General features: G+C 41.4%; 21 protein-coding genes. 15 read left to right on the top strand and 6 right to left on the bottom strand.

What is annotated here, in order from left to right; translation table 11 throughout:
• Positions 1 to 204 carry a holin gene (locus tag BLP46_RS09435; RefSeq protein ID WP_092978474.1) on the bottom strand — a complete coding sequence of 68 codons (204 nt, stop codon included), beginning with the start codon at positions 202 to 204 and terminating at the stop codon, positions 1 to 3.
• 205 nt (positions 205 to 409) lie between these two features.
• On the opposite strand from BLP46_RS09435, the gene BLP46_RS09430 reads away from it, so the two are divergent.
• Positions 410 to 952: a TIGR01440 family protein gene (locus tag BLP46_RS09430; RefSeq protein ID WP_092978472.1), complete on the top strand. Its 543-nt coding sequence runs from the start codon at positions 410 to 412 to the stop codon at positions 950 to 952.
• 147 nt (positions 953 to 1,099) lie between these two features.
• Here the strand turns inward: BLP46_RS09430 and BLP46_RS09425 are convergent, their stop codons facing one another.
• The 3 genes from BLP46_RS09425 to BLP46_RS09415 all read right to left on the bottom strand — a co-directional run bounded on the left by BLP46_RS09425 (position 1,100) and on the right by BLP46_RS09415 (position 4,294).
• On the bottom strand, positions 1,100 to 1,972 hold the full coding sequence (locus BLP46_RS09425) for a carbohydrate ABC transporter permease (protein ID WP_092978470.1): 873 nt from the start codon (positions 1,970 to 1,972) through the stop codon (positions 1,100 to 1,102).
• Positions 1,972 to 2,847 (bottom strand): carbohydrate ABC transporter permease, encoded by an 876-nt coding sequence (locus BLP46_RS09420; RefSeq protein ID WP_092978468.1) that lies wholly within the window; start codon positions 2,845 to 2,847, stop codon positions 1,972 to 1,974. Before BLP46_RS09420 ends, BLP46_RS09425 begins: the two co-directional genes overlap by 1 nt.
• Before the next feature lie 85 nt (positions 2,848 to 2,932).
• Entirely contained in the window at positions 2,933 to 4,294 is a 1,362-nt protein-coding gene (locus tag BLP46_RS09415; protein ID WP_092978466.1) for an ABC transporter substrate-binding protein, read from the bottom strand.
• A gap of 358 nt (positions 4,295 to 4,652) precedes the next feature.
• Here BLP46_RS09415 and BLP46_RS09410 point away from each other — a divergent pair, with 358 nt between their 5' ends.
• From BLP46_RS09410 to BLP46_RS09345, 14 genes are all read left to right on the top strand, one after another.
• The gene (locus BLP46_RS09410; protein ID WP_092978464.1) at positions 4,653 to 5,489 is read left to right on the top strand and encodes a DUF624 domain-containing protein; all 837 of its coding nucleotides are present in this window, start codon (positions 4,653 to 4,655) and stop codon (positions 5,487 to 5,489) included.
• A 191-nt stretch (positions 5,490 to 5,680) separates the two neighbouring features.
• Positions 5,681 to 6,220, top strand: a complete 540-nt coding sequence (locus tag BLP46_RS09405) for a cell division protein ZapA (RefSeq protein WP_092978462.1) — start codon at positions 5,681 to 5,683, stop codon at positions 6,218 to 6,220.
• A 2-nt stretch (positions 6,221 to 6,222) separates the two neighbouring features.
• A complete protein-coding gene (locus BLP46_RS09400; RefSeq protein WP_092978461.1) occupies positions 6,223 to 8,304 on the top strand; it encodes a U32 family peptidase in 2,082 nt (693 codons plus the stop codon).
• A gap of 168 nt (positions 8,305 to 8,472) precedes the next feature.
• Positions 8,473 to 8,913 carry a dUTP diphosphatase gene (gene dut / locus BLP46_RS09395; RefSeq protein ID WP_092978460.1) on the top strand — a complete coding sequence of 147 codons (441 nt, stop codon included), beginning with the start codon at positions 8,473 to 8,475 and terminating at the stop codon, positions 8,911 to 8,913.
• Between the two features lie 238 nt (positions 8,914 to 9,151).
• The gene (locus BLP46_RS09390) at positions 9,152 to 10,165 is read left to right on the top strand and encodes a rod shape-determining protein (protein WP_092978458.1); all 1,014 of its coding nucleotides are present in this window, start codon (positions 9,152 to 9,154) and stop codon (positions 10,163 to 10,165) included.
• 57 nt (positions 10,166 to 10,222) lie between these two features.
• Positions 10,223 to 11,047 carry a rod shape-determining protein MreC gene (gene mreC, locus BLP46_RS09385; RefSeq protein WP_092978457.1) on the top strand — a complete coding sequence of 275 codons (825 nt, stop codon included), beginning with the start codon at positions 10,223 to 10,225 and terminating at the stop codon, positions 11,045 to 11,047.
• The gene (locus tag BLP46_RS09380; protein ID WP_092978456.1) at positions 11,044 to 11,562 is read left to right on the top strand and encodes a hypothetical protein; all 519 of its coding nucleotides are present in this window, start codon (positions 11,044 to 11,046) and stop codon (positions 11,560 to 11,562) included. Before mreC ends, BLP46_RS09380 begins: the two co-directional genes overlap by 4 nt.
• Positions 11,563 to 11,786: 224 nt before the next feature.
• Positions 11,787 to 13,808 carry a peptidoglycan D,D-transpeptidase FtsI family protein gene (locus BLP46_RS09375; RefSeq protein WP_092978454.1) on the top strand — a complete coding sequence of 674 codons (2,022 nt, stop codon included), beginning with the start codon at positions 11,787 to 11,789 and terminating at the stop codon, positions 13,806 to 13,808.
• Positions 13,809 to 13,986: 178 nt separating this feature from the next.
• Positions 13,987 to 14,727 (top strand): septum site-determining protein MinD, encoded by a 741-nt coding sequence (locus BLP46_RS09370; protein ID WP_167669238.1) that lies wholly within the window; start codon positions 13,987 to 13,989, stop codon positions 14,725 to 14,727.
• Positions 14,728 to 14,747: 20 nt separating this feature from the next.
• Positions 14,748 to 15,143, top strand: coding sequence for a methylglyoxal synthase (gene mgsA / locus BLP46_RS09365; RefSeq protein ID WP_092978451.1), 396 nt, complete (start codon positions 14,748 to 14,750; stop codon positions 15,141 to 15,143).
• Positions 15,144 to 15,243: 100 nt separating this feature from the next.
• Positions 15,244 to 16,572, top strand: a complete 1,329-nt coding sequence (gene hisS / locus BLP46_RS09360) for a histidine--tRNA ligase (RefSeq protein ID WP_092978450.1) — start codon at positions 15,244 to 15,246, stop codon at positions 16,570 to 16,572.
• Between the two features lie 36 nt (positions 16,573 to 16,608).
• The gene (locus tag BLP46_RS09355; RefSeq protein WP_092978449.1) at positions 16,609 to 17,205 is read left to right on the top strand and encodes a sugar O-acetyltransferase; all 597 of its coding nucleotides are present in this window, start codon (positions 16,609 to 16,611) and stop codon (positions 17,203 to 17,205) included.
• Positions 17,206 to 17,404: 199 nt separating this feature from the next.
• Positions 17,405 to 19,186 carry an aspartate--tRNA ligase gene (gene aspS / locus BLP46_RS09350; protein WP_092978447.1) on the top strand — a complete coding sequence of 594 codons (1,782 nt, stop codon included), beginning with the start codon at positions 17,405 to 17,407 and terminating at the stop codon, positions 19,184 to 19,186.
• A 96-nt stretch (positions 19,187 to 19,282) separates the two neighbouring features.
• Positions 19,283 to 20,059, top strand: a complete 777-nt coding sequence (locus tag BLP46_RS09345; RefSeq protein ID WP_092978446.1) for a zinc ribbon domain-containing protein — start codon at positions 19,283 to 19,285, stop codon at positions 20,057 to 20,059.
• Between the two features lie 263 nt (positions 20,060 to 20,322).
• On the opposite strand, the gene BLP46_RS09340 is transcribed toward BLP46_RS09345, so the two are convergent.
• Complete coding sequence (locus tag BLP46_RS09340) at positions 20,323 to 23,439, bottom strand: leucine-rich repeat protein (RefSeq protein ID WP_092978445.1); 3,117 nt, start codon at positions 23,437 to 23,439, stop codon at positions 20,323 to 20,325.
• Positions 23,440 to 23,752: 313 nt separating this feature from the next.
• Positions 23,753 to 24,127, bottom strand: coding sequence for a desulfoferrodoxin family protein (locus BLP46_RS09335; RefSeq protein ID WP_092978443.1), 375 nt, complete (start codon positions 24,125 to 24,127; stop codon positions 23,753 to 23,755).
• Between the last annotated feature and the right edge of the window lie 102 nt (positions 24,128 to 24,229).

Below are 24,229 nucleotides of genomic sequence, written 5' to 3'. Positions count from 1 at the left end.
TTAATCTCCGTTCACCTCGGGCAAGCCTGCAATTGATGTGAGTATTGAGAGCACCGCCGTAAGCAATGTTGTTGAGCCCACAACCGCCCAGTTAATCTCGTCAAACATTGCTGTTGTTCCGATTGTTGCAACAACTGTTTGTGCAGCCGTTTTCAGCGCCCTTACTCCTGCCGCTTTTGCCCATTGCTTAAATTTGTTTTTCATATTTCTCAATCCTTTCCTTTTGTTATCACAAACACATTGCGTTGTACTGCATAATATGTTGAAAAACGGAATGTCGTTCCGTTTTTTATACCTCAAAAGTTTAAAAGATTGCATAATTATGTGCAATTTTATATTGCTTATATTTTATTTTCTGCAATGCTGTGATATAATAAAGTATGCAAGGATAAAAACGGAGATGACAAATATGAATGAAGAAATTTATAGACAAGCAAGACAAGCGGCAAGCGAATTATGCGATGCTGCAAAACTCAAAAAAGGCGATATTATGGTTGTCGGTTGTTCATCAAGCGAAGTTGCAGGCGGAACTATCGGCAAAAATTCAAGTCTTGAAACTGCGGAAGCTGTGTTTAAAGGTATTTACGAAGTATTGCAGTCAAGAGAAATATACCTTGCTGCACAATGCTGCGAACATCTTAACAGAGCGATAATAGTTGAGCGCGAAGCAGTGCCGAACTATGAGATTGTAAATGTTGTTCCCCAGCCAAAGGCAGGCGGCTCATTTGCCACAACAGCCTACAAAACATTTAAAAATCCTGTTGCACTTGAAGAAATCAAAGCCGACGCAGGTCTCGACATTGGCGGAACTCTTATCGGAATGCATCTTAAAAGGGTTGCCGTACCGACAAGGCTAAGCCTTGACCACATCGGAAGTGCAATTTTGCTTGCAGCACGCACCCGACCAAAATATATCGGCGGTTGCAGAGCTGTTTATTCGGACAACCTGTGATTAAAACAAACAGTTACTCATATCATTAGCAAAGGCACTGATATAATCGTCTGAAAATAACATCATTTATGTTGTATAAAAACACAAAAAGTCGGAGCACAAACGGTGTTCCGACTTTTCAATTTGATATAAAACGCTGTAAATAAATTAACCCTTTACGGCACCTGCAACAACGCCCTCAATAATATACTTCTGACAAGCAAAGTAGAATATTACAATAGGAATAATACTAAGCACAATAAGAGCCATAATAGCACTTGTATCAGAATGGCCGTAAGAACCGTTGAGGTACTGAATGTGAATAGGAATTGTTCTGTAAGACTTGTCCAAAATCAGGTAAGGAAGCAAATAGTCGTTCCAAATCCACATTGTTTCAAGGATTGCAACAGAAATAAAGGTTGGCTTCATTATCGGAAGCACGATTCCGAAGAAAGTTTTCAAAGGACCTGCTCCGTCAACATCAGCCGCCTCTTCTATTTCAATAGGAATTGATTTTACAAATCCTGAGAACATAAATACCGCAAGTCCGGCACCGAATCCAAGGTAAATAATCAAAATACCCCAAGGAGTGGTAAGATGAAGATTATCCGCTGTTTTGGAAAGAGTGAACATTACCATCTGGAACGGTACAACCATTGAGAATATGCAGAAATAATAGATTATTTTACATACAATCGAGTTAGAGCGATTGAGATACCATGCACACATTGATGTGCACAAAAGTATCAGTACAACGCCGCAGATTGTAATGAAAAAGCTGCACAAAATTGTTCTCCAAAACGGAAAGTTGCCGTAAAACATACCTGTTATATAACTGTCTAAGCCACTGAATGTTTCTGATGTCGGGAATGCAAACGGCGATTTACTTATGCCTGCATTGGTCTTAAAAGAGTCCATCAGTACAACAAAAACAGGTATAACATAAAATATTGATATGATTGTGAAAATCACACTCAGAATTTTCATACCAAGAGTTTGTTTTTTCTTTACAGGCTTTTCTTTCACTTTTACTTTTGCCATTACTGCTGCACCTCTCTTTTTCTTGTAAAGTAAAGCTGTGCAAGAGCAATAACCACAACAACAAGGAAGAAGATAACACCCTCTGCCTGTCCGACACCACGGGAGTTCTGATTCTTATAGAATGTGTTGTAGATATTAAGCGCGAGCATTTCTGTCTGATAAATCATCGAACCGCTTGATGAAACAACACCCGGCGCACCGCCTGTAAGGGCAAGGTTCTGGTCAAACAGTTTGAATGAGTTTGTGAGCGTAAGGAATGTGCAGATTGTGATTGACGGCATCATCATCGGCAAAGTAACATTGCGAAGAAGCTGACCCTTGCCTGCGCCGTCAATGCGTGCGGCTTCATACAAATCTGCCGGCACGCTCTGGAATCCCGCTATATAAATAATCATCATATAACCTGCTTGCTGCCAACACATAAGGATAATCAATCCCCAGAAACCAAACGTGGCATTAAGCGCGATGTTTGAGTCAAAATTCATTAAAATTCCGTTGAAAATAAGCTGCCAAATATAGCCCAAAATAATTCCGCCGATAAGGTTCGGCATAAAGAACACGGTTCTGAAAATGTTTGAACCGCGAATTCCAAGCGTGAGAACATATGCAACGGCAAACGCAATCACATTAATTAAAATTACCGATACGATAACAAACAGCGCGGTAAACCAGAACGCTCTTAAAAAGCCTTCATTCTGGAACGCTTTTACATAGTTATCAAAACCGATGAATGTTGCGTCGCTCGTCGTTCTGAATTTACAAAACGACAAGTATATTCCCTGAAAGAAAGGATACACAAAACCGATCATAAATGCAGCAAGCGTTGGAAGAACAAATATAAGAAAATATAATTTTCTTTTTGGTTTTTTAAACATAAGACTTGCCTCTCTGAAAAGTAGGGGAGCGAAAACCGCCCCCCTACCGAAATTTTGCTATATAGCTGTATTTGCTATAAATTAATTACGAATTGTTTGCAGCGTACTCTGTTGCCCAACCGTCAACGAATGCCTTTACAACATCGTCCCAAGAGCCTTTGCCTGCTGCATACTGTGTAAGAGCTGTACCAACGCCGTTTTTCCAGTCTTCGCTCGGCATTGTTGTGAAGTTCCAGCTTACAGGTGTTTTGCCTGCTTCTGTGTTTGCTTTGTCCATCTTAACAAATACGTTGTTTGTTTCCTGAGCAGCCTTGAAAGGAATTACAAAGTTCATATCTGTTGCCATAGCCTTTGTGCCTGCATCGCTTGTAACACACCAGTTGATGAAGTCAAGTGTAGCAGCCTGGTCGTCAGCACTTGCCTTGCTGTTTACGCACCAGTAGTTCTCAGAACCTGTGCAAAGGCCCTGCTTAGCTTCGTCGCCAACACCAATGTAGATTGGGAGCATACCGAGCTGATCGTCTGTCATGCCTGCTGTTGTGAGTGCTGAGTATTCCCAAGAACCGTTCTGGAAGAATACAGCCTCGCCTGATGAGAATTCTGTTTCAGAATCTGTTGCAGTTTTGCTTGCAAGGTCAGACGGTGAGCAAGTTGAGTTGTTGATATAAAGATCAAAGATGTTCTTGTAGTTGTCAAGATATGTGCCCTTGATTGCAGGAGTTGAAGTTTCGTTCTCGTCCTTATACTCGAAGTAAATCGGGAGGTTAGCAAGGTGAGTCTTAAATCTCCAGTCAGAAGATTCATCCATACCTGCTGATGAGAAAGCACCCTTTACGCCGAGAGCACTTGCGTTTGCCTGAATTTCTTCAGCAACAGTCTTGAGCTTATCAAAGCTGTTAATGTCATCAATTGACTTAACAGTAGCAAAGTCAGAATCACAATACTTCTGAAGAAGTTCCTTATTATAGATAATGCCGTATGACTCGATAACATAAGCAATACCGTAAACCGAGTCGCCGTCTTTAAGTGCATAATCATCTGAAGTAAGCTGCTTATAAATATCAGATGTGCTCAAGTCTGCACAATAGTCTTTCCAGTTTGCAAGACCAACAGGACCGTTTACCTGGAAGAGTGTAGGAGCCTCAGACTTATCCATTTCAGAAGTCAATGTACTTTCATATGTACCTTCTGCAGCTGTCTTAACGGTTACGTTAACGCCTGTTTCGTCTGTATAAGCCTTTGCAAGCTTCTGCCAAGCTGCATCCTGTTCAGGCTTGAAGTTAAGATAATAAACTTTACCCTTTGAAGCGTCGCCTGCTGCCGAGCTTTCAGCCTTTGAATCTGTGCTGCTTGAAGAGCTGCTGTTTCCGCAACCTGCAAGAGCTGAAACAGACATAAGACCTGCAAGTGCCAGTGCAGAAATTCTTGTGATGTTTTTCCTTTTCATTTCTTTCACCTTAGTTTCTAAATATTTACCTGAAAAGCCTCAGGCTGACTGCGAAAGTAACGTGCCGTCTCTTTCGTCATTAACCTAAGAATAACACACGTCTTATAAAATTGCAATAGTTTTGACGTTATTTTTTTATTTTTTTTATGCAGTTGCAAATTTATTGTCGAAAATCGTTACAATTTTTAACAATACAACTTGCGTATTATACTGATGTTTTTATACAAATTATTACAATACCTTTCTAAAAAATCCCTGATTTACATTATTGTAACAACAAATATTCTTAAATATCTATTGAAATCGTTCTGCATATTTGATAGAATTTATTGTAATACTTTGCAAAGGATATAATAATATGAACAAATTTAAACAATCGGCATTTTCAAGATTTTTCAGATTTTTTCCAAAGCTGTTTACAGCCGGACTGATGTATTCCGTTCCGCTTGCTGTATTCACAGGCATATTTGTTTTGATAAGTTATCTTACCGGATTTAACAATGTCATCATTTGGGGACTCGGATTAATACCGTCGTTTCCTTTTTATGCGGGACTTGTAATGATAATAAGAAAATATGCGGTTGAAAAACAAGAGCCGCCGCTTTTTAAAACATTTTTTACTGCTGTAAAAGATAACCTTAAAAGATTTCTTATTCACGGCGTGGTTCTTTATATGATTATTGCATTCGGAATGTTTGCAATCCTATATTACTATACTTTATCTCAAACAGATGTCGTGTTTGGCTCTGTGCTTACAATCTATATGATTTTTGTCGCAATACTCATAGTAATGATGTTCTACGTTCCGATTATGGAGATTACCTACGAACTCAAACTCAAAGATATTTATAAAAACGCTTTTCTGCTTGTGTTCGGAAAAATTCTCCGCAACCTTATAGCCCTTGTGTTTTTGGCTGCCGTTACTGCGGTAACAATATTAGCCTTTGTCTTTTCAAGAGACGCTATGTACTTTGTTACACTTGCAATTGTAGTTGCGCTGTATCCCCTTTTGTACAGCTACATTTCAACCGCCATAATATCAAAGGGACTTCAGGACTCCGTAGGAAGTTTTTCGACAAAACCGATTGACGAGAAGAAAATCGAAGAACAGCGTGAACAGGACGCAATTGCTGCCGCAAGCGATACTTCCGACAGCGACTATGTCTTTGTAAACGGCAGAATGATAAAAAAATAAATTTGCACACAAAACATTGCGGACGATTGATTTTTCAGTCGTCCGTTTTTTTCGACATTTTAAATCGTCACTGCAAAAAACAGGTCGAAAAAGGTAAAATATAGTTACAAAATCAAAAATCCCCTTTTCTATTTATGATTTTTATATTATAATTTATTATGGATATTTGTATATGAAGAGGAGTCTTTATTATGAATAAAAACAAAGTCAGCGTTCAGATTGAGGGGCGCAACTATGCAATAATAACGTCCGACGACCAAAGCTATGTTGAGGGTGTTGCATCAGAAGTAACAGACTGCATCCGCAGTGCGGCGGTTCACAGCAGTCAGCTTGACACACGTGACTGTGCGGTTTTAGCCGCCCTTGATTTTTGTGACGACCGCAACAAAGCTATTCAAAAAAACGCAGACCTTGTTGCAAAAGCAGACCAAATCATAGCTCACTCAAACGAGCTTAATAAATCCTGCCGTGAGTACAAAGAAAAGCTAACAGAAGCTATTAATGAAAACACGCACCTTTCAAAGCGTGTAAAAGTGCTTGAAGACCAGCTCAGACAACTTATTATAGAAAATGATGAGTTGAGAAATTCAGGCGACAACAAGCAACTTTCCGCCAATCAAAAAAAGTTTGAAAAAACGGTGCAGGAGAAAAAAGCCGAAAAACTGATGGGCTATGTTCCGATGAGACAATATTCTCTGTTTGAAGACAACAGCAAAGGAAAAACAGATTAAATATGAAAAACAACAGAATTGAAATTCTTGCGCCGGCAGGCGGCTACGACAGTGTTGTTGCCGCAGTAAGAAGCGGAGCCGACGCCGTTTATGTGGGCGAAAAAATGTTTTCTGCCCGTGCCTCGGCTCAAAACTTTGACGAAGAAGAACTGACTAAGGCTGTTGCGTACTGCCACATTCACGGTGTTAAGCTGTACGTTACAATCAATACAATTGTATTTGACGATGAGTTTGAACAGCTAAAAAAAGCGATAACAATTGCCGCAAAGGCTGACGCAGACGCACTTATTATTCAGAATATGGGAGTGGCACGGCTGGCACACGAAATTGCCCCTGACTTGCCGCTCCACGCTTCAACACAAATGAGCGTACACACGGCTTCGGGCGTCAAGGCACTTTATGAGCTTGGCTTCAAAAGAGTGGTTCTGTCGCGTGAGATGAGCAAAGACGAAATAAAAGAAGCCGCAAAGGTTCCGATTGAGCTTGAGGTATTTGTTCACGGAGCATTGTGTATGTGCGCGTCGGGACAATGCTATTTCAGCGCAATGCTCGGTTCACGAAGCGGCAACCGGGGAGCCTGCGCCCAGACCTGTCGGCTTCCGTTTTCGGTAAACGATTCAAAGGGTGGTCACGCACTCAGCCTAAAGGACAACAGCCTTGTAAACCACATTGCTGAGCTTGAAGAAATCGGCGTGGCTTCGGCAAAGATTGAGGGCAGAATGAAACGGCCCGAATACGTTGCCGCCGCCGTAAGAGCCTGCCGTGAGCAAAGGGACTTTGGGTTTATAAGTGAAAAAACAAATGAAATTTTGCGAAGCATATTTTCCCGCACGGGATTTACCGACGGTTATTTTACCGGAAAAACCGGAAAAGATATGTTTGGCACTCGCACCAAAACGGACGTTGTTTCCGCAAACGAGAAACTGTTCTCATCAATACGGCAATCATATAAAGACGAAATACAAAACATTATAATAAACGGAAATTTTACCGCAAAGGTCGGCGAGCAACCCGTTCTTGAAATATCGGACGGCAAAAACAACGTATCCGTAAAATCAGACATAATTTGCGAACAGGCACTCAAAATTCCGCTCTCAAAAGAAAAATGCAGAGCCCAGCTTGACAAAACAGGCGGAACTGCATATCATTTTGTAAATATCAAAATTGAGATAGACGATAACTCGTCTGTTCCCCTTTCGGCAATCAACAACCTGCGCAGAAACGCAATTGCCGAATTGGATAAAAAGAGAACTCTGATTCATAACTATAAAATATCGGACATTAATATTTCTGAAAATTTTGCAAACTCTTTGCCTTTGAACACAAACAAAACTCACGCTACACGGGCTGTTGTTAAAGGCACAAAAATCGGAAAAGGCTTTAAGGAATGTGAAATTGTATTTGTTCCGCTTTTTTCCGATATAAATGAAATTTTGCGACTTATAAGCGAAAACTATAATATAGGCGTTGAAATTCCGAGAGGAATGTTCGGGCGTGAAAAACAAATTGAACACCAACTTGCCGTGTTAAAAGAAGCAGGCGTAAAGGACGCATTGTGCCACAACATCGGTGCGCTCTATATTGCCAAACAGCTCGGATATGACATTCACGGCGGATTCGGACTCAATATTGTAAACACTTATGACCTGATTTGGGCAGAAAGTTACGGAATAAAAGATGTTGAGCTCAGCTTTGAACTGACATTTGACAGAATTAACAAACTTGGCGGAAACATAGGCAGAGGAATAATCCGCTACGGGTATCTTCCACTTATGCTTTGCCGAAACTGCCCTGTCAAAAGTGAGGGAATAAATTGCAAATCCTGCAAAAAACGCTCAAAATTGACGGACAGAAAAGGAAAAAAGTTTTATTTAAAATGCGACGGCAACTGCACGGAAATTCTGAATTGCGTGCCCGTTTTTGTTTCTGTTAACGAAATTTCAAAATTGCGTACAAGTTTTGAAATTTTGCGGTTCAATGTGGAAAACTATGTGGAAAACGTTGAAAACATTTCGAATTTTAATGACTTTTCAATGTTGAAAGGTAAATTCACACGTGGTTTGTACACACGGGGTGTTGAATAGTATGTCAATAATGTCAAACATTTTAATAATTGGATTAAGGAAAAATAAAAATTTCCTCTTGAGAAATTTAATTTTTTAATATTCCGAATGATAATTTTAATATCGAAAAATAAAATCACAAAATGAATTAATTATGCAAAAAATTGCAAGAAATGAAGGAAAGTAATCATGAAGCTTAAAATAAAAAAACTTAAAGATAACGCAAAAATTCCAAAAAGAGCCACAAACGGCTCGGCAGGTATGGACCTTTACGCCTGTATTGAACACAACATCACCCTTGCGCCGGGTCAGCTTACAATTGTGCCGACAGGCATTGCAATTGAACTTCCCGACAACACCTGCGCCGCATTTCTTTATGCACGCAGCGGACTCGGAGTTAAACACGGAATATGCCTTTCAAACGGTGTAGGCGTTATTGACAGCGATTACAGGGGAGAAATTTGCGTCGGACTTTGCAATGTTTCGGACAAGCCGTATGTTATTGAGCCCGACGAGCGCATTGCACAGATGGTAATAGCACCTGTTCTTACTCCCGAGATTGTTGAAACAACCGAGCTTTCCGACACACAAAGAGGCGAAGGCGGATTTGGCTCAACAGGCAGAAGTTAAGCGATACACATTTCGACAAAATACCGTTGAATTGGTATATTCAATGCTTTATAATTTTATTTAAATCTGAGCGGCTCTCCGCTATGCCTGCAAAAGCACAAAGGAGCGCCGGCTTCTCATAGTTTCAGCGAAGATTATAACTTCCGCTGAAATTCTCATTGTCCCCTGCCTTTAGGGCAGCAAAGGGCATCTGCACTTAGGTTATAACACAATTATACAGCTGTAAGGAGCTGAAAAAATGTTTTCATTTTCAAAAGATATAGGAATAGACCTTGGCACGGCAAACACCCTTGTTTGCCTCAAAGGCAAGGGCATCATTTTGCGAGAACCGTCGGTAGTGGCTGTTGATATGCGCACGGACAACGTGCTTGCAGTCGGCTCACAGGCAAAGGATATGATTGGAAGAACTCCCGGTTCGATAGTTGCGGTAAGACCGCTTAAGGACGGAGTTATTGCAGATTTTGAAATTACCGCAAAAATGCTTCAGCACTTTATAAGAAAGGCTGTAAAGCCGGGAATTTTCAGCAAACCGAGGGTAATTATCTGTATGCCGACAGGCGTTACCGAAGTTGAACGCAAAGCAGTTGAGGATGCCGCTTATCAGGCAGGCGCAAAACCTCCCGTTGTGCTGATTGAAGAACCGATGGCGGCGGCAATCGGAGCAGGAATGCCTGTTGACGAACCGACCGGAAGTATGGTTGTTGATATTGGCGGCGGAACAAGTGAGGTTGCTGTGATTTCTCTTGGCGACATTGTTACTGCGTGCTCGGTGCGTGTGGCAGGCGACAAGTTTGACGAAGCAATTTTGACTTATATAAAGAAAAAATATAATCTTCTTATCGGCGAACGCACGGCAGAAGAGATTAAAATTAAAATCGGTTCGGCATACCCCCAGGAAAACGAAAAAAGTATGGTGGTAAAGGGCAGAAATTTGGTTGACGGACTTCCAAAAGATATCACAATTACCGCAGAAGAAGTTCGTGACGCACTTGCCGACCCGCTCTCAACGATTATTGAGGCAATCAAAACAACGCTTGAAAAAACTCCGCCCGAACTTTCGGCAGATATTATTGACCACGGAATTATGCTCACCGGAGGCGGCGCACTGTTAAAAGGAATTGATATGCTTGTTATGCAGCAAACGGGTATGCCTGTTCACATTGCCGACAGACCTCTTGACTGCGTTGTTGACGGTGCCGGCAAACGACTGGTAAAGCCTATGGGAACGCAATACAAGCATAACCGAAGATAAACTTTAAAAAATTTCACGGTATTATCGAATATATCACCGAGTTGAAAGGCACACAAAATGCGGCATTTTCAAAACAAAAATTTCAGAGTTCTTGTACTGACGCTTATCATAATTCTTGTGATAAGCGTAATGTCGCTTGGAAACAATTCCGTTGTATCAACCGCATTAAACGGGGCTTTTAAGGGATTGTTTCAGCTTTCTGCTTCGGCAACCGCAAGCGCAGACTCAGTCGATGTCCAAACGCTTAAAGAGGAAAACGAAAAACTGCGGCAGGAAAACGCAGAACTCAGAGAACAGCTTGCAGACTATTATGATACAAAGGCGGAAAACGAACGACTGCGAAAATATTATGACTTAAAAAAGGAAAACCCGTCATACAAAATACAGCCGGCAAACATAATCAGACGTGATACAAACGATGACTTTTATTCTTTTACACTTGACATCGGCTCGGCTGACGGTGTGGGCGTAAACAATGCCGTAATAACCGAAAACGGTCTTGTCGGATGGGTATATAAAGTTGACGCCGTAACCTGCAAGGTTAAAACAATATTATCGCCCGATACAAAAGCGGGTGCCGTTGACAAACAGTCGGGCGACAGCGGCATAGTCAGCGGAAATACATATCTTTGCGACCAAAATCTTACGGCTTTAAACACGCTTGCGGAGGACAACAAGGTTAAAGAGGGCGATATGGTTGTCACCTCGGGAACAGGCGGAGTTTATCCCGGAAATCTGATTATAGGCAAAGTAAAAGAAATCAAAACCGACAGCTACGACAACTCCCGATACGCTGTTATTGAGCCATATGAGGACATCAGGAAAATTACCGCAGCAGCCGTTATTACGGACTTTGAAAAGAAAAGCGAGGAGAGCAAATGAAAAAACACCTCGCTTTTTTTCGATATCTTGCATATTCAGTTGAAATAATACTGCTGATTGTCTTGCAAAGCACGCCAAAACTTATGCCTGAATTATTCGGCGGCAAGCCTCTTTTGCTTGTCCCCCTTGCCATTGTGATTGCCTCAAAAGAAAACCAAATTCCGTCGTTGATTTTCGGGGCTGTCTGCGGAATCGTTACAGACGCCGCCTCGGGAGGATTTGTCGGATTTTTTGCGATAACCTTAACTGTTCTGTGTTATATTGAGTCCTATATGTTCAGCTCGTATTTTAACGCCGGGATACTCACCGTATCAATCACGGCGGCAATCACCGTTCCGATTCTGATTTGCCTTTACTTTCTGCTTTTCTGCGTAATTTCAGGGATTCCCGACTGTATGACGCTGTTTGTACATCATTATATTTCACGCATAATTTACACGTTCGTTATGACTTTTCCGCTGTATTTTATAAATCTGTTTGTACATAAACACAGTGTAAATGTTCCACGTCTATAAGGCGATGTTATCCATTCTGATTTTCAGTAATGTTAGATGTTATTTCCGCTGAAATGTTGATAAGATGTACTTTTTTCTCCGCTTGCACTCGGCCACAAGTTCTTTTTTATCAAGCAAGGAGAAGCATACTTGGATTTAAAAAATTAACAAAAGCTGTTTTGTTCTATTTAAACGCTAAAACACGTGCAAAAAATCGTGAATTTTTTTGAAAGGACGGTGGCAATATGAGAAAAAAATCCAAATCAGGCAAAAAATCGGTATATACGGTCTGCATAATTGTCACCTTGGTATTTTTTGCAATTTTTGCGGCAAGACTTATAGACTGGCAGATAATTCACGGCGAGGAATATAAAAATCTTGCCGCCCGTTCAACCAGCTATACGGTCAGCACAGACGCAATAAGAGGCGAAATTTTAGACAAAAACTGCACAGGTCTTGTCGTAAACACAACCCACTACAAGGTGGTAATCGACAAGCTGTATGTTGATGAGGATAAACTTGACGACACAATCCTGTCGTTAATCAAAATTACGGAACAAACAAAAGAAAAATGGGCTGACAATCTTCCGATTGATCTTAACGCAAACGGAAAGTTTCAATATAAAAAATCAAGTGAAGATGATGTGCAAAAACTTCTTGCGCCGGATTTTTTGAACCTGCCCGGACAAACCGATGCCAATGAATGTCTCAATGCACTTGCGGAGCGATACAAAATATCGGGCAATTACGCAAAAACCGATTTAAGAAACCTTGTTTCGGTGCACTACAATATGGAAATAACAGGTTACTCCGGTTCAAAGCCGTATGTTTTTGCCGAGGACATCTCTCAAAACTCGGTCAGTGCAATAAGCGAGAGCACCCAAGGAGTAAGCGGCGTTGAGGTTCAGACCTATTTAGAACGCAGTGCGGCAAACCCGGAGCTTGCCCCTCATCTTCTCGGTGCGCTGGGCTCAATGAGCGAAGACGAGTACAACGAGCTGAGCAAAAGCGAAAAAAAGTACTCTCTTTCCGATAAGGTCGGAAAATTCGGCATAGAGCACGCATTTGAAACACAGCTAAAAGGCGAGGGCGGCACAAAGATAATTAAGCGAAATTCAGACGGAACCGTTGTTGACAAGGTTGAAACCATTGACGCTAAGCCGGGAAACACCGTGTTTCTTACAATTGACAGCAAACTTCAGGAGGTTGCCTCAAAATCTCTTGCCGAAAATGTAAAAGCTGCAAGAGAAGCTGGAAAAGCCCTAAAAAAAGCCAACGGCAAAGGCGGCTACGGCGAAGACTGCGAAACAGGCGCCGTTGTAATGTTGTCAGTCAAAGATTTTTCGGTGCTTGCGGCTGCAAGCTATCCCACCTATGACCTTAACAAATACAGCGAATACGGCGACTATTACATAAAACTGTCAGAAAACGAAAATTCACCGATGTATAACCGTGCCTTTGTGGGCAGCTTTGCCTGCGGCTCGGTATACAAGCCCTGTGTAGCGGCGGCGGCTCTTGAAGAAAAGGTAATAAAAAAGGACACGGAAATTTACTGTGACCAATACTATGACTACTACCCCACAAATGTGGTAAAGTGTATGCACTATCACGGCAATTTAAACGTCACGGGAGCAATTACACAGTCTTGCAACTACTTTTTTGCCGAAACAGGCAGAAGACTCGGAATTGACACAATGTATCTTTATGCCGAAAAATTCGGCTTTGGCGAATACACGGGAATCGAAGTTGAGGAATCTAAGGGTACGCTTGCGGGACGTGACAGCACCTCGTGGCAGGCAGGAAACACGGTTCAGGCGGCAATCGGTCAGTCCGACAACGCATTCACGCCACTTCAGCTTGCGACTTACACGGCAACAATCGCAAATAACGGCGTAAGGCTGAAAACACATTTGGTAAGCAAAATCACCGATTATGAGCGCAAAAATACAATTGAAGATTATGACAGCCCCGTTGAAGTGGGAAGCTGCGGCGTTTCAAAAGAAAATCTTGACATTGTGCGCAACGCAATGCTTGACGTAACGCGAGATGAGGACGGAACGGCGTACTCTGTGTTTGGAAACTACAAAGTAAAAGTTGCCGCCAAAACGGGAACCGCAGAAAATTCAGGCTCGGACCATACAACGTTTATCTGCTATGCGCCGTTTGACAATCCGGAGGTTGCGGTTGCCGTTGTTATTGAACACGGAGCCAAGGGAATGTATTCTATGCAGGTTGCAAAAGACCTGCTTGATGCGTATTTTAAATAGTAGAACAAGCAATAAAAACCTGAAATTTTAATGAATTATTTAATATTATCGGGATTTTAAATTGAAATTATTGTTAAACCTGACTAAAATATAAATAAAAATTTTGTTTAAAAAAATCTTGCGGATTTATTGCTCTTTAACAGTTTTTATGGTAGAATAAAGCAGAGGAAGTATGTTTATGAATGATGTAATAGTTGTTGCCTCGGGCAAGGGCGGAACAGGAAAATCCACCGTGTGTATATGCCTTTCGGTTGCACTTATAAAGCAGGGCAAAAAGGTTTTGCTTATTGACTGTGACTGCGGAATGCGCGGTTTGGACATTATGCTTGATATGGAACAGGATTTGCTCTTTGACGCCTCTGATGCGGTTTGCGGCAACTGTACATTTCAGGAAGCTATTTACCAAAGCAGAAATAATCAGAATCTTTATCTTATGGCGGCTCCGTTTGATACCGAAAACGAGCTAAGCCCCTCTGTATTCAAACAGCTTGTGCGTGCCGTTAAAGGAAGCTTTGATTTTGTTATCATTGATTCTCCTGCCGGAATCGGCTCGGGCTTTGTAACTGCGGCGGCTCCTGCCGACTCTGCGTTGATTGTTACAAATGCAGAACCGACAAGCGTAAGGGGCGGCGTTAAGGTGCGCCAAAAACTTGAAGCCATGGGAATTGAAAACATTCGCCTTGTAATCAATCGTTTTGACCGCAAGGTTTTTCGCAAGCTTGGTTTTTACCGTGACCTTGACGAAGTTATCGACGCAACCCAAACAAGGCTTATTGCTCTGGTGCCGTTTGACATCCGCATTTCCGTAATAATGCAAAGAGGTGCGGCAGGTCTTGACCCGGACGCCATAAATCCGGTGTTTGACTGCTTGGCTTTAAGGCTTGAGGGTGAACGAATACCGCTTTTATTTAAAGGTTAATTATATAGGAGGAATTGTATATGAATATAGCACTTATTGCTCACGATGAGAAAAAGGAACTTATGGTTCAGTTTTGTATCGCATACTGCGGAGTACTGAGCCGCAACAATCTTTGTGCAACAGGCACAACAGGTAAGTTGGTTTCGGAGGCAACAGGTCTGACAATTCAGAGATTCCTCGCAGGTTCTCAGGGCGGCAGCCAACAGATTGCCGCAAGAATTGCCTGTAACGAAATTGATATGCTGCTTTTCTTCAGAGACCCGCTCAATCCAAAGCCTAACGAACCAAATGATATGAATATGCTCAGGCTTTGCGATATGCACAACATTCCGGTTGCAACCAACATCGCAACTGCCGAGGTGCTTATCCACGGACTTGAACGAGGCGACATTGACTGGAGAAACGTTTTAAAATAAACAAATTTGTTGTCTTGACATCGGGTGGCTTTACGCTGCCCGATTGTTGTGTTTTTAGGCACTTTTTATGTATAAATAATCCACTTATGCGGAGGAAATTATGGCACTTATAACCAAGAAAATTAAAGGAACAGAAGATGTTTTGCCAAAGCAAAGCTACCGTTGGCAGTTTATTGAAAACGTTATGCGTGAAGAAGCCCGCATATACGGTTTTAAAGAAATCCGTACTCCTGTTTTTGAGCATACCGAACTTTTTGCACGCGGAGTAGGTCAAACCACCGATGTTGTGCAAAAAGAAATGTATACATTTACAACCAAGGGCAACGAAAGCGTTACGCTTCGCCCCGAGGGAACTGCGGGAGCCGCAAGAGCTGTTCTTGAGCATGCATTGCCAAATGAAGGTCTTCCGATTAAAGCCAGCTACTTTGTATCCTGCTATCGCTACGAAAAGCCGCAGGCAGGAAGATTAAGAGAATTTCACCAGTTTGGTCTTGAAGAATACGGCACCCAGTCCCCTGTTGCCGACGCAGAACTTATCTGTGCCGCACAGTCAATTTTTGACAGACTGAGACTGAAAGATTTGCACCTTGAGATTAACTCAATCGGCTGTCCGACCTGCCGTGCCGAGTATCACAAAGCTCTCAAAGCATATTTTGAGCAATACAAGGATCAGCTTTGCGAGACTTGCCTTTCAAGGCTTGATAAAAACCCGATGAGAATACTCGACTGCAAAAGCCCAATCTGCTCAAAGATTGCCGAGGGTGCTCCAAGAATAACCGAGTATCTTTGCGATGAATGTAAAGAACACTTTGCTTCCGTTCAAAAATATCTTGATGCGGCAGGAATCAATTACATAGTAAATCCGACCATTGTCCGCGGTTTGGACTATTACACCAAAACCGTGTTCGAGTTTGTTACAGACTGTATCGGCGCTCAAGGCACCGTATGTGGCGGCGGACGATATGACGGACTTATCGAAGAGCTTGGCGGAAACCACCTTCCGTCGCTTGGCTTTGCAATGGGAATGGAACGTCTGCTTATGGTTATGGAAAAGCAGGGCATCGAAATTCCAGATTTCAGCGAATGTTCACTGTACATTGCCACAATGGGCGAAAAGGCACAGGAAAAAGCGTTTGAACTTTTGCACAACATACGTGAGTGCGGCGAAACGGCGGAAACCGACGTTGTCGGCAGAGGTCTGCGTGCTCAGATGAAATACGCTGACAAAATCGGCGCAAAATACACACTTGTAATCGGCGACAACGAGCTTAACGAAGGCTTTGCCGAAGCAAAGAATATGGAAACCGGCAAAAAAGCTAAGCTTCCGCTTGACGAAAGCTTTTTGGACAGTTTTTTAAATCTTCAGCTTTCTGAAGAAACCGATACTTTTTCCGCAGTTTTCGGAAAAGACAATTCGGACGTTGAATAAGCATCAGTAAAAATTAATTTTTCAGAGGTGTTTTTGATGACCGAATGGGAAAAATTGCAATCAGGCTTGATATACAACGACTTTGATGAAGATTTGTTTCGGCGAAGGGTAATTGCTAAAAAGCTTTTCCGAAAATATAACAAAACAGAAGACGATGAAATTGAACTGCGTTCAAAAATTATGCAAGATTTGTTTGAACACGTCGGAAAAAATGTGTGGATTGAACCCGACTTTCGCTGTGAATACGGTAAAAATATAAGCATTGAAAACGATGTGTACATCAATTTCGGCTGTATAATACTTGACTGTGCCAAGATTACTGTTGGCGAGCATACATTACTCGGACCGAATGTCGGAATATATGCCGCAAACCATCTTACAGACGCAGAGGAAAGAATTAACGGCGGATGCTACGGAAAGCCCGTTCACATAGGAAAACGGGTTTGGATAGGCGGCGACGTTAAAATAGTCGGCGGTGTTTCGGTGGGCAACGATACAATAATAGGCGCCGGAAGCGTAGTTACAAAAGATATTCCCGACGGTGTTATTGCTGTCGGAAATCCTTGCAGAGTAATCAAAAAGATTACCAAAGCAGACAAAACAGATTATTTAAAGAATTTCAATACAACGTAAGATAATAAATAATCACATTGAATATCAGCGGTTTCATCCAAAATTTCAGTGGGATTATAAATTTCCGCTAAATCTCTGAGCAGCTGTTTATTTACACTGATTGCAAGCAAACCGAAACGTTGCTATGATTTAAATAATTATAATTCCGATTTTTATCGGTCAAAAATATTGCATAAACTAATTTTGAGGAGTTTTTATAATGGCAGAATTTATGACAGGTCTGAAGCGTACACATTATTGTGGAGATTTACGCATTTCAGACGTTGACAAAGAAGTAACCGTCTGCGGTTGGGTACAAAGATGCCGTGACCTCGGTCAGCTTATTTTTATTGACCTGCGTGACCGCACAGGCGTTGTTCAGCTTGCCTTTAATGACAAAACAGACAAAGAAATTTTCGATAAGGCATTTGCTTGCCGCAGTGAATTTGTTCTTGCCGCAAAGGGCAAGGTGCTTGAAAGAAGTTCAAAAAATTCCGATATTCCGACAGGCGATATTGAAGTGCTTGTTACAGACCTGCGTGTGTTGTCAAAGGCACAGACGCCTCCGTTTGAAATAGTTGACAATACGGAAACCAACGAAGAACTGAGATTAAAGTACCGCTATCTTGACCTGCGCCGTCGTCCGCTCCTTAACAATCTTATGACAAGAAGCAAAATTGCAAAAACCGCAAGGGATTATTTTGCAGAAAACGGCTTTGTTGAGATTGAAACACCGATGATGATAAAATCCACTCCCGAGGGCGCAAGGGACTACCTTGTTCCGTCAAGAGTACATAACGGCAAGTTCTATGCACTTCCGCAGTCTCCGCAGATTTACAAACAACTGCTTATGGTTTCGGGATTTGACAGATATATTCAGCTTGCACGCTGTTTCCGTGACGAAGATTTGCGTGCCGACCGTCAGCCTGAATTTACACAGATTGATATGGAGCTTTCGTTTGTTGACGTTGAGGATATTCTTGAAATAAACGAGGGACTTTTCAAGAGAATATTTAAAGATGTTCTTAACAAAGACCTCAAAACTCCGTTTGAGCGTATGACCTACAAAGAAGCAATGGAAAATTACGGTTCAGATAAACCTGACATTCGCTTTGATATGAAGATTCAGGATATTTCGGATCTTGTTAAAGACTGTGGTTTCGGAGTATTTACCGGAGCAATTGAGAACGGCGGCTCTGTAAGGGCTATTGTAGCCAAGAATGCCGCTTCCGTTTACACAAGAAAAGAAATTGATAAGCTTACCGAGTACGCAAAAGGAATCGGTGCAAAAGGTCTTGCATATGTTCGTTGGGTTGACGAGCCGAACGCTTCATTCAAAAAGTTTATGACCGAAGAAGAACTCAACGCTGTGTATGAAAGATTGCAGGCAGAAAAAGGCGACGTTATCCTCATTGTTGCCGACAAAGACAGCACTGTGTTCTCAACTCTCGGCGCACTCAGATTAAAAATCGCAAAACGCCTCGATATAATTCCGAATGAGTTTAAATTCCTGTGGATTGTTGACTTCCCGTTCTTTGAATATGACGAAGAAAGCGGCGAATGGCTTGCCATGCACCACCCGTTTACTATGCCAAAAGAAGAGTGCCTGCAATATCTTGACACAGACCCGTCAAAGGTAACCGCAAAGGCATTTGACCTAACTCTTAACGGAATTGAGCTTTCAAGCGGTTCAATGCGTATTACAGACCCTGAGCTTCAGCAAAAAATGTTTAAGGCATTAAAGCTTACAGACGAAGAAATCGAAGCAAAATTCGGATTCCTTGTTGAAGCCTATAAATACGGCGCACCGCCTCACGGAGGAATGGGCATCGGTCTTGACCGTGTTTCTATGCTGCTCTGCGGTGCCGACAGTCTGCGTGACGTTACTGCCTTTCCAAAGGTACAGAATGCAAGCGAACTTATGTCCTCTTGCCCTGCCCCTGTTGACAAGGAAAGCCTTGACGTTCTCGGAATTGCAATAACCAAAACCGAAGAAGAATAATTATTCAGTCAAAGTTTGACCGATATTATTAAAAGATAATGGGCGCACAAAAGTGCGCCCATAAAAATATATTTTCATTACGTAAGGGGGAAATTTGTGAACACCGGTTTGTTAATCCAGATAATAATCATTGCGGCAGTTGTTATCTTGGTAGTTGTCGCAGTGCTGATTGTGCGAAACAAAATCCGCAATTTTTCACGTCAAATGTTTGGAACCGACTCGCTTGTTGAGGGATATAAGAACCAAACCCACGAATATAACGAAACACCGCTGTCGCTTCACGCAATGACGGATATTTATCTTCCGCAAATTCTGCGTGACTTTCCCGAATTTGAGTATGAGGCATACAAAAACAAGGCGGAATCCCTGCTACGCAGTTACTTTACCGCAGTTTCAACCAAAAAGACAAGCGCGCTCACCGAAGAATGTTCGCTTACTCTGAAAAACAATGTTCAGGGAATCATTGACGGCCTTAATGCAAAGAATGAAACAAAGTTTTTTGACTCTGTCGTTTTGCACGATATTCAGATTGCAAGATATGTTAAAGACGGCGCAACCGCCACAATATTTTTTGAAATTTCAACCGGCTGTTATAATTACACAGAGGACGAAAACGGAAATGTAGTATCGGGAAGCAAAGAAGAAAAAAAGCAGGCAATATATCAAATAGGGCTTGTGTATGTGCAGGATATTGACAAGGTGGGCAATCACCTGGAGGGCTTGGGCATAAACTGTCCAAACTGCGGCGCACCGATAAAAAATCTCGGAAGCAAATTCTGCGAATACTGCGGAACCTCTATCTCGGAAATCAACATAAGAGCATGGAGATTTAACTCGGTTTCCGAGACAAATTACCGTCAGCGCCCATATTAATATAATTACCGAGTTATCTGTTTAAAACTATCTCCCGCACACTGTTTAACAAGGCAGTGTGTGGGAGACTTTGTTTAGTATGATGTAAAAAATTCAATAAATATTCTCAACTTTAAATTAACAAATCTTGTTAAGCAAAGCCTACGAACTTATTGTAATCAGTACAATTGAGTATTAACCTTCCTGCACCTCAATGATAGATTATAATTTTCAGCAAAATTTTAAATCGACTTTTGCCATCTTAGAAAAGAGGTACACCTGCACTACCTTATATCCGACAATTCACCCACAAGACCGGTATCGCTGTAACCTCCCGCAAGATATTTTTGAATCAAGGTAACATCAAAAACAGTAACCTCTCCATCGTTGTCTACATCGGCAAGAATATTTTGATTATAATCAAAATATATAAATCCAACAATTTCCTTTTGTATAATAGTTGCATCCTCAATGGTAACCTCTCCGTCACCGTTTACATCACCATAAACCTTTAGCGGCGGTGTTTTGTCAACAACGTCAATTCTGAATTTGACGCCTGTTTTTTTAACGGAATCAAAATCAGTAAGGTCAACTGTCAATGTTACGTCTGCAAGCTCGTAATCAACAGAAAAGGTAATGTTATCATCACTGTTATAAACTGCGGTTTCTGTCTTACCCGGCGAGGCAACCACACCGCCCCATGTATCATTTAACAATCCGTTTGCTGCCAATTTAAACTGACAGTCATCATTTTGCTCCACATTTTTAAATGTTATCTGATAAACCGTATCTGATATTTTTTCCATATAGTTTTCTTCGTAATAAGTGTTCCAATAAGCGCCGTTTAACCAATTGCCGTAACCGTTGCCGATAACAATCATTGAGTTAATTAATGTTTTAGAACCGCAAAACTTAATTCCGTTTTGATTTGCATATTTCTCAGCCTCTGTTCCGCCTACACCGTAAATTACAAAGTCAGGAATCGTAGCACTTGGGGTTAAAGGATCATCCGGGTCCGGAGGATAGTAGCCAATGCTGTAACTGTCAATAAATGTTACGCTTTCAGGTATTGTAATACTTTTTATATCTCCCATTGAGAAGAATGCTCCCTCTTCTATTGCACACAAGCCTACGTTTAGGTATGCATTTTTAAGCTTTCGTGAAGCAAAAGCGTGTTGGCCTATATGGCGCATTGTACTTGGCAAAGTAATAGTTTCACAAGCGGTGTTGTTAAATGCGGAATCTCCGACATACTCTGTACCGCCAAGGTCAACACTCTTAAGATTCGGGCATTTTGAAAACGACTCTCTGCCAACATATTTACAACTTTTGGGTAAAACAAGACCGACAAGATTCGGTTGGCTGAAATCTGCCATATCACGCCAGTTAAGAGCAACAGAACCAAAGATATAACCCTCGGCAACAGAAACCGTGCCCGACTTAATCGTAAGAACACTGTTACTTTTCATATCGCCTTTGTAGCAATAAGCTATTGAGCCAAAATACACCTGACCGTCAGGCTGGTTGTTATACCAAGCTGTGTTGGCAAAGGTACCGTGATAAACCAACTGCACACCCTGCGGCAAACTGCCGAAGCTATTTAACGAGGTGCAGTCTGTAAAGCAATAATCGCCCAAGGTTTTGACGTTTTTGCCGCCCTTTACAGATTTTAAGCTGCTGCACCCGTTCATAGCACTAAGCCCGATTGAGGTAAGGATGTCAGGCAATGTTATGCTTTCCAAACCTGTGCATTCGCTGAATGCAAAATCACCGATTGAAACAAGTGTGTTCGGCAAATTGATACTCTTTAAATTTAAACATCCGCTTAATGCGTGTTCACCCAAAACACGTATTTTGCCAAGGTTCACATATTTAAGTTTTGAACCGCCGATTTGGTCAACCTTTAACACATCGTCGGGCAAAGTAATGCTTTCGATTTCATTTGAACCTCCAAAAGCATTTAAATATGGATTTCCCCTTGGAACAGTTATATTTTTAAGCTTCGGGCAAGACGAAAAGCTGTTAGACTCAAGTTTTGCCTCCTGTGGAAAATTCACCGTTGTAAGATTTTCAAGATTATTGCAGTTAATATATTCCACGCTTTCGGGTATATCAAGGGTTGTTATGTTGCAGTAATAGCCTTCCTTAATTGTAAGCGACTTTAAACCGTCGGGAAGAACCAACTCGTTAAGCCCCTCGCAGTAGTATTCAATATAAACATTAAGCGTACCGGGACGAATAACCAGCTTTGACGGATAGTCAACATAAAGACCTGCTATACCCAAAAATACGCTGCCGCAGTAAATTTCTGTCTCCGAAGGAATAGACTGAAACCATTTTGTATCCTTAACAGCGGATTGTGTGATTTTTTCAAGTGATTTTGGAAAACTGAATTGCTGAATGTTTTCACAATAAGAAAACGCACAATCTCCTATCTCTTTTAAACCGTTTGGTAAAGAGACTGAGGTTAGTGCCTTACAGTCGTCAAAAGCTGACTCTCCGATGTATTTCAGCCCTTTGCGAAATGTTACCGACGCAATGTTTTCACAGTCGGCAAAAGCACTGCTTTCAATGCGCTCAACGCCTGCAGGAATATCAACCTTTGTAAGTCCGGTACAACCGTAAAAGGCATTTTCACCGATATATTTAAGTCCGTCGGGCAACGTCACGGCAGTAATTTCCGTATTATAATGAAATACGGAGCTTCCTATACCGACAACACCCTTTGGAATTACCGGAGTTTTGCTCTCTCCCTTATAGCCAAGCAACCAGCCCTGCCAAATAAAAAAGTCCGAATTGTTATCTTGGTAAAGCCAATTTTGATATTCTTTATCAAGTGCGGAGGCAAGTGTGCTCCACTTTGCCGTACCAAAAGAATCTCCGGTAAGTGTGGTGTTTTTTCCTCTGAAATTTATCTCTTTCATAGAATTGCAATATTGAAATGCTCCCTCACCGATATTTGTCACAGTGCTTGGAATATCTATTTTTTTCAGTTCTCTGCAATCGGAAAAAGCATAATTGCCTATGGTTAAGAGCCCCTCCGGCAAAACAATTTCACTCAGTTTTGAGTAATCGGTATTAAACCCGTCTCTCTCGTGCTCAAAGGCATTATCGCCAATATATGTAACAGTATCCGGCAAAATTACTTTTTTTAACTTTGTGTTTATCTTCATACTTTCGGGTGCTTTGTGAAAGTTTGCGATGCCCACAACAGTAAACCCGTCAATAGTTTTCGGAACCGTCACATTACACTCATAACCCGAATATGAAGTGATTTCAATTGTGTCTTGAGTTACAAAATTATAAGTAAAATCACTCTCATCGGCTTCCGACAGAATGCTTTCAGTTTCTGCAAAAACTGTAAACGGAATTGCAGCCGAAATAATAATTACCGACAGCATTACAGCCAACGCCTAAAAAAATATCCTTTGTTTTTTCATAGAAATGCCTCCTTTTTGTTGAAATGAAAATAAAAATGTAGCAAAATAAATATAAATATTCTTTGTCACATTTATAATACATATAACTTTCACATAACGCAATATGAATTTCCGATTTGGCAATTGCCAAATCGGAAATTTTTTACTTATGATATTAAATTCATATAAACATAAATTTTGAGCATTTTATAAAACATAAAAAGGACGTCAACCCAAAGGCTGACGTCCGAATAAAACCTAAAGTAAATTAAGTTAAGAATTAAATCATTTCACATTAAACTTTCCATAAACCGTGAAGATTGCAGTAAGCGTAAACTGCCTCAACCTCGTCTCCGTCCGAAAGTGCAAAACAGACATCCGGATTTTGGTCTGGTTTAAGATTTTTCACCTGCAACCCCTGTTTTGTAACAAGTGCCACCCATTGAATGTAGTGTTCCTCCTGCATAGGATGAGCATTTTCGCCGACAGTAACAAAAACATTGTTTCCGTCAATTTTATAAACAGGCATATGTTTTTCAACAGCCGCCTGTGTTGAACACGGCACAAGCTCATGCATTTTTTCGCCGCAGCACACAACAGGAACGCCGCAGTCTTTTACCATTGTGATAATATTACCGCAATGTTTGCATAAATAAAATTTATAATCCATATGTTTCTCTCCTTGTATTATAGAGTAGTAGTTATTAGAGTCCCTCTCCAAGGACTGTATGCTATACTGTTAGAGATACTGTGGATTAGTTTTTGTCTCCTA

Origin of the sequence: Ruminococcus sp. YE282, from assembly GCA_900101355.1 — a bacterium.
In the GTDB taxonomy this organism is placed as follows: Bacteria; Bacillota; Clostridia; order Oscillospirales; family Acutalibacteraceae; genus Ruminococcoides; species Ruminococcoides bromii_A.
This window is presented reverse-complemented; position numbering and strand designations above follow the sequence as displayed.

What these genes read in the sequence shown, in the direction of transcription:
- BLP46_RS09405 (WP_092978462.1), top strand. Translation starts at nt 5,681, where the DNA reads ATGAATAAAAACAAAGTCAGCGTTCAGATTGAGGGGCGCAACTATGCA.
- hisS (WP_092978450.1), top strand. Translation starts at nt 15,244, where the DNA reads ATGGCACTTATAACCAAGAAAATTAAAGGAACAGAAGATGTTTTGCCA.
- BLP46_RS09380 (WP_092978456.1), top strand. Translation starts at nt 11,044, where the DNA reads ATGAAAAAACACCTCGCTTTTTTTCGATATCTTGCATATTCAGTTGAA.
- aspS (WP_092978447.1), top strand. Translation starts at nt 17,405, where the DNA reads ATGGCAGAATTTATGACAGGTCTGAAGCGTACACATTATTGTGGAGAT.
- BLP46_RS09430 (WP_092978472.1), top strand. Translation starts at nt 410, where the DNA reads ATGAATGAAGAAATTTATAGACAAGCAAGACAAGCGGCAAGCGAATTA.
- BLP46_RS09435 (WP_092978474.1), bottom strand. Translation starts at nt 204, where the DNA reads ATGAAAAACAAATTTAAGCAATGGGCAAAAGCGGCAGGAGTAAGGGCG.
- BLP46_RS09390 (WP_092978458.1), top strand. Translation starts at nt 9,152, where the DNA reads ATGTTTTCATTTTCAAAAGATATAGGAATAGACCTTGGCACGGCAAAC.
- dut (WP_092978460.1), top strand. Translation starts at nt 8,473, where the DNA reads ATGAAGCTTAAAATAAAAAAACTTAAAGATAACGCAAAAATTCCAAAA.
- BLP46_RS09425 (WP_092978470.1), bottom strand. Translation starts at nt 1,972, where the DNA reads ATGGCAAAAGTAAAAGTGAAAGAAAAGCCTGTAAAGAAAAAACAAACT.
- BLP46_RS09415 (WP_092978466.1), bottom strand. Translation starts at nt 4,294, where the DNA reads ATGAAAAGGAAAAACATCACAAGAATTTCTGCACTGGCACTTGCAGGT.
- BLP46_RS09335 (WP_092978443.1), bottom strand. Translation starts at nt 24,127, where the DNA reads ATGGATTATAAATTTTATTTATGCAAACATTGCGGTAATATTATCACA.
- BLP46_RS09340 (WP_092978445.1), bottom strand. Translation starts at nt 23,439, where the DNA reads ATGCTGTCGGTAATTATTATTTCGGCTGCAATTCCGTTTACAGTTTTT.
- BLP46_RS09355 (WP_092978449.1), top strand. Translation starts at nt 16,609, where the DNA reads ATGACCGAATGGGAAAAATTGCAATCAGGCTTGATATACAACGACTTT.
- mgsA (WP_092978451.1), top strand. Translation starts at nt 14,748, where the DNA reads ATGAATATAGCACTTATTGCTCACGATGAGAAAAAGGAACTTATGGTT.
- BLP46_RS09375 (WP_092978454.1), top strand. Translation starts at nt 11,787, where the DNA reads ATGAGAAAAAAATCCAAATCAGGCAAAAAATCGGTATATACGGTCTGC.
- BLP46_RS09400 (WP_092978461.1), top strand. Translation starts at nt 6,223, where the DNA reads ATGAAAAACAACAGAATTGAAATTCTTGCGCCGGCAGGCGGCTACGAC.
- BLP46_RS09420 (WP_092978468.1), bottom strand. Translation starts at nt 2,847, where the DNA reads ATGTTTAAAAAACCAAAAAGAAAATTATATTTTCTTATATTTGTTCTT.
- BLP46_RS09370 (WP_167669238.1), top strand. Translation starts at nt 13,987, where the DNA reads ATGAATGATGTAATAGTTGTTGCCTCGGGCAAGGGCGGAACAGGAAAA.
- mreC (WP_092978457.1), top strand. Translation starts at nt 10,223, where the DNA reads ATGCGGCATTTTCAAAACAAAAATTTCAGAGTTCTTGTACTGACGCTT.
- BLP46_RS09410 (WP_092978464.1), top strand. Translation starts at nt 4,653, where the DNA reads ATGAACAAATTTAAACAATCGGCATTTTCAAGATTTTTCAGATTTTTT.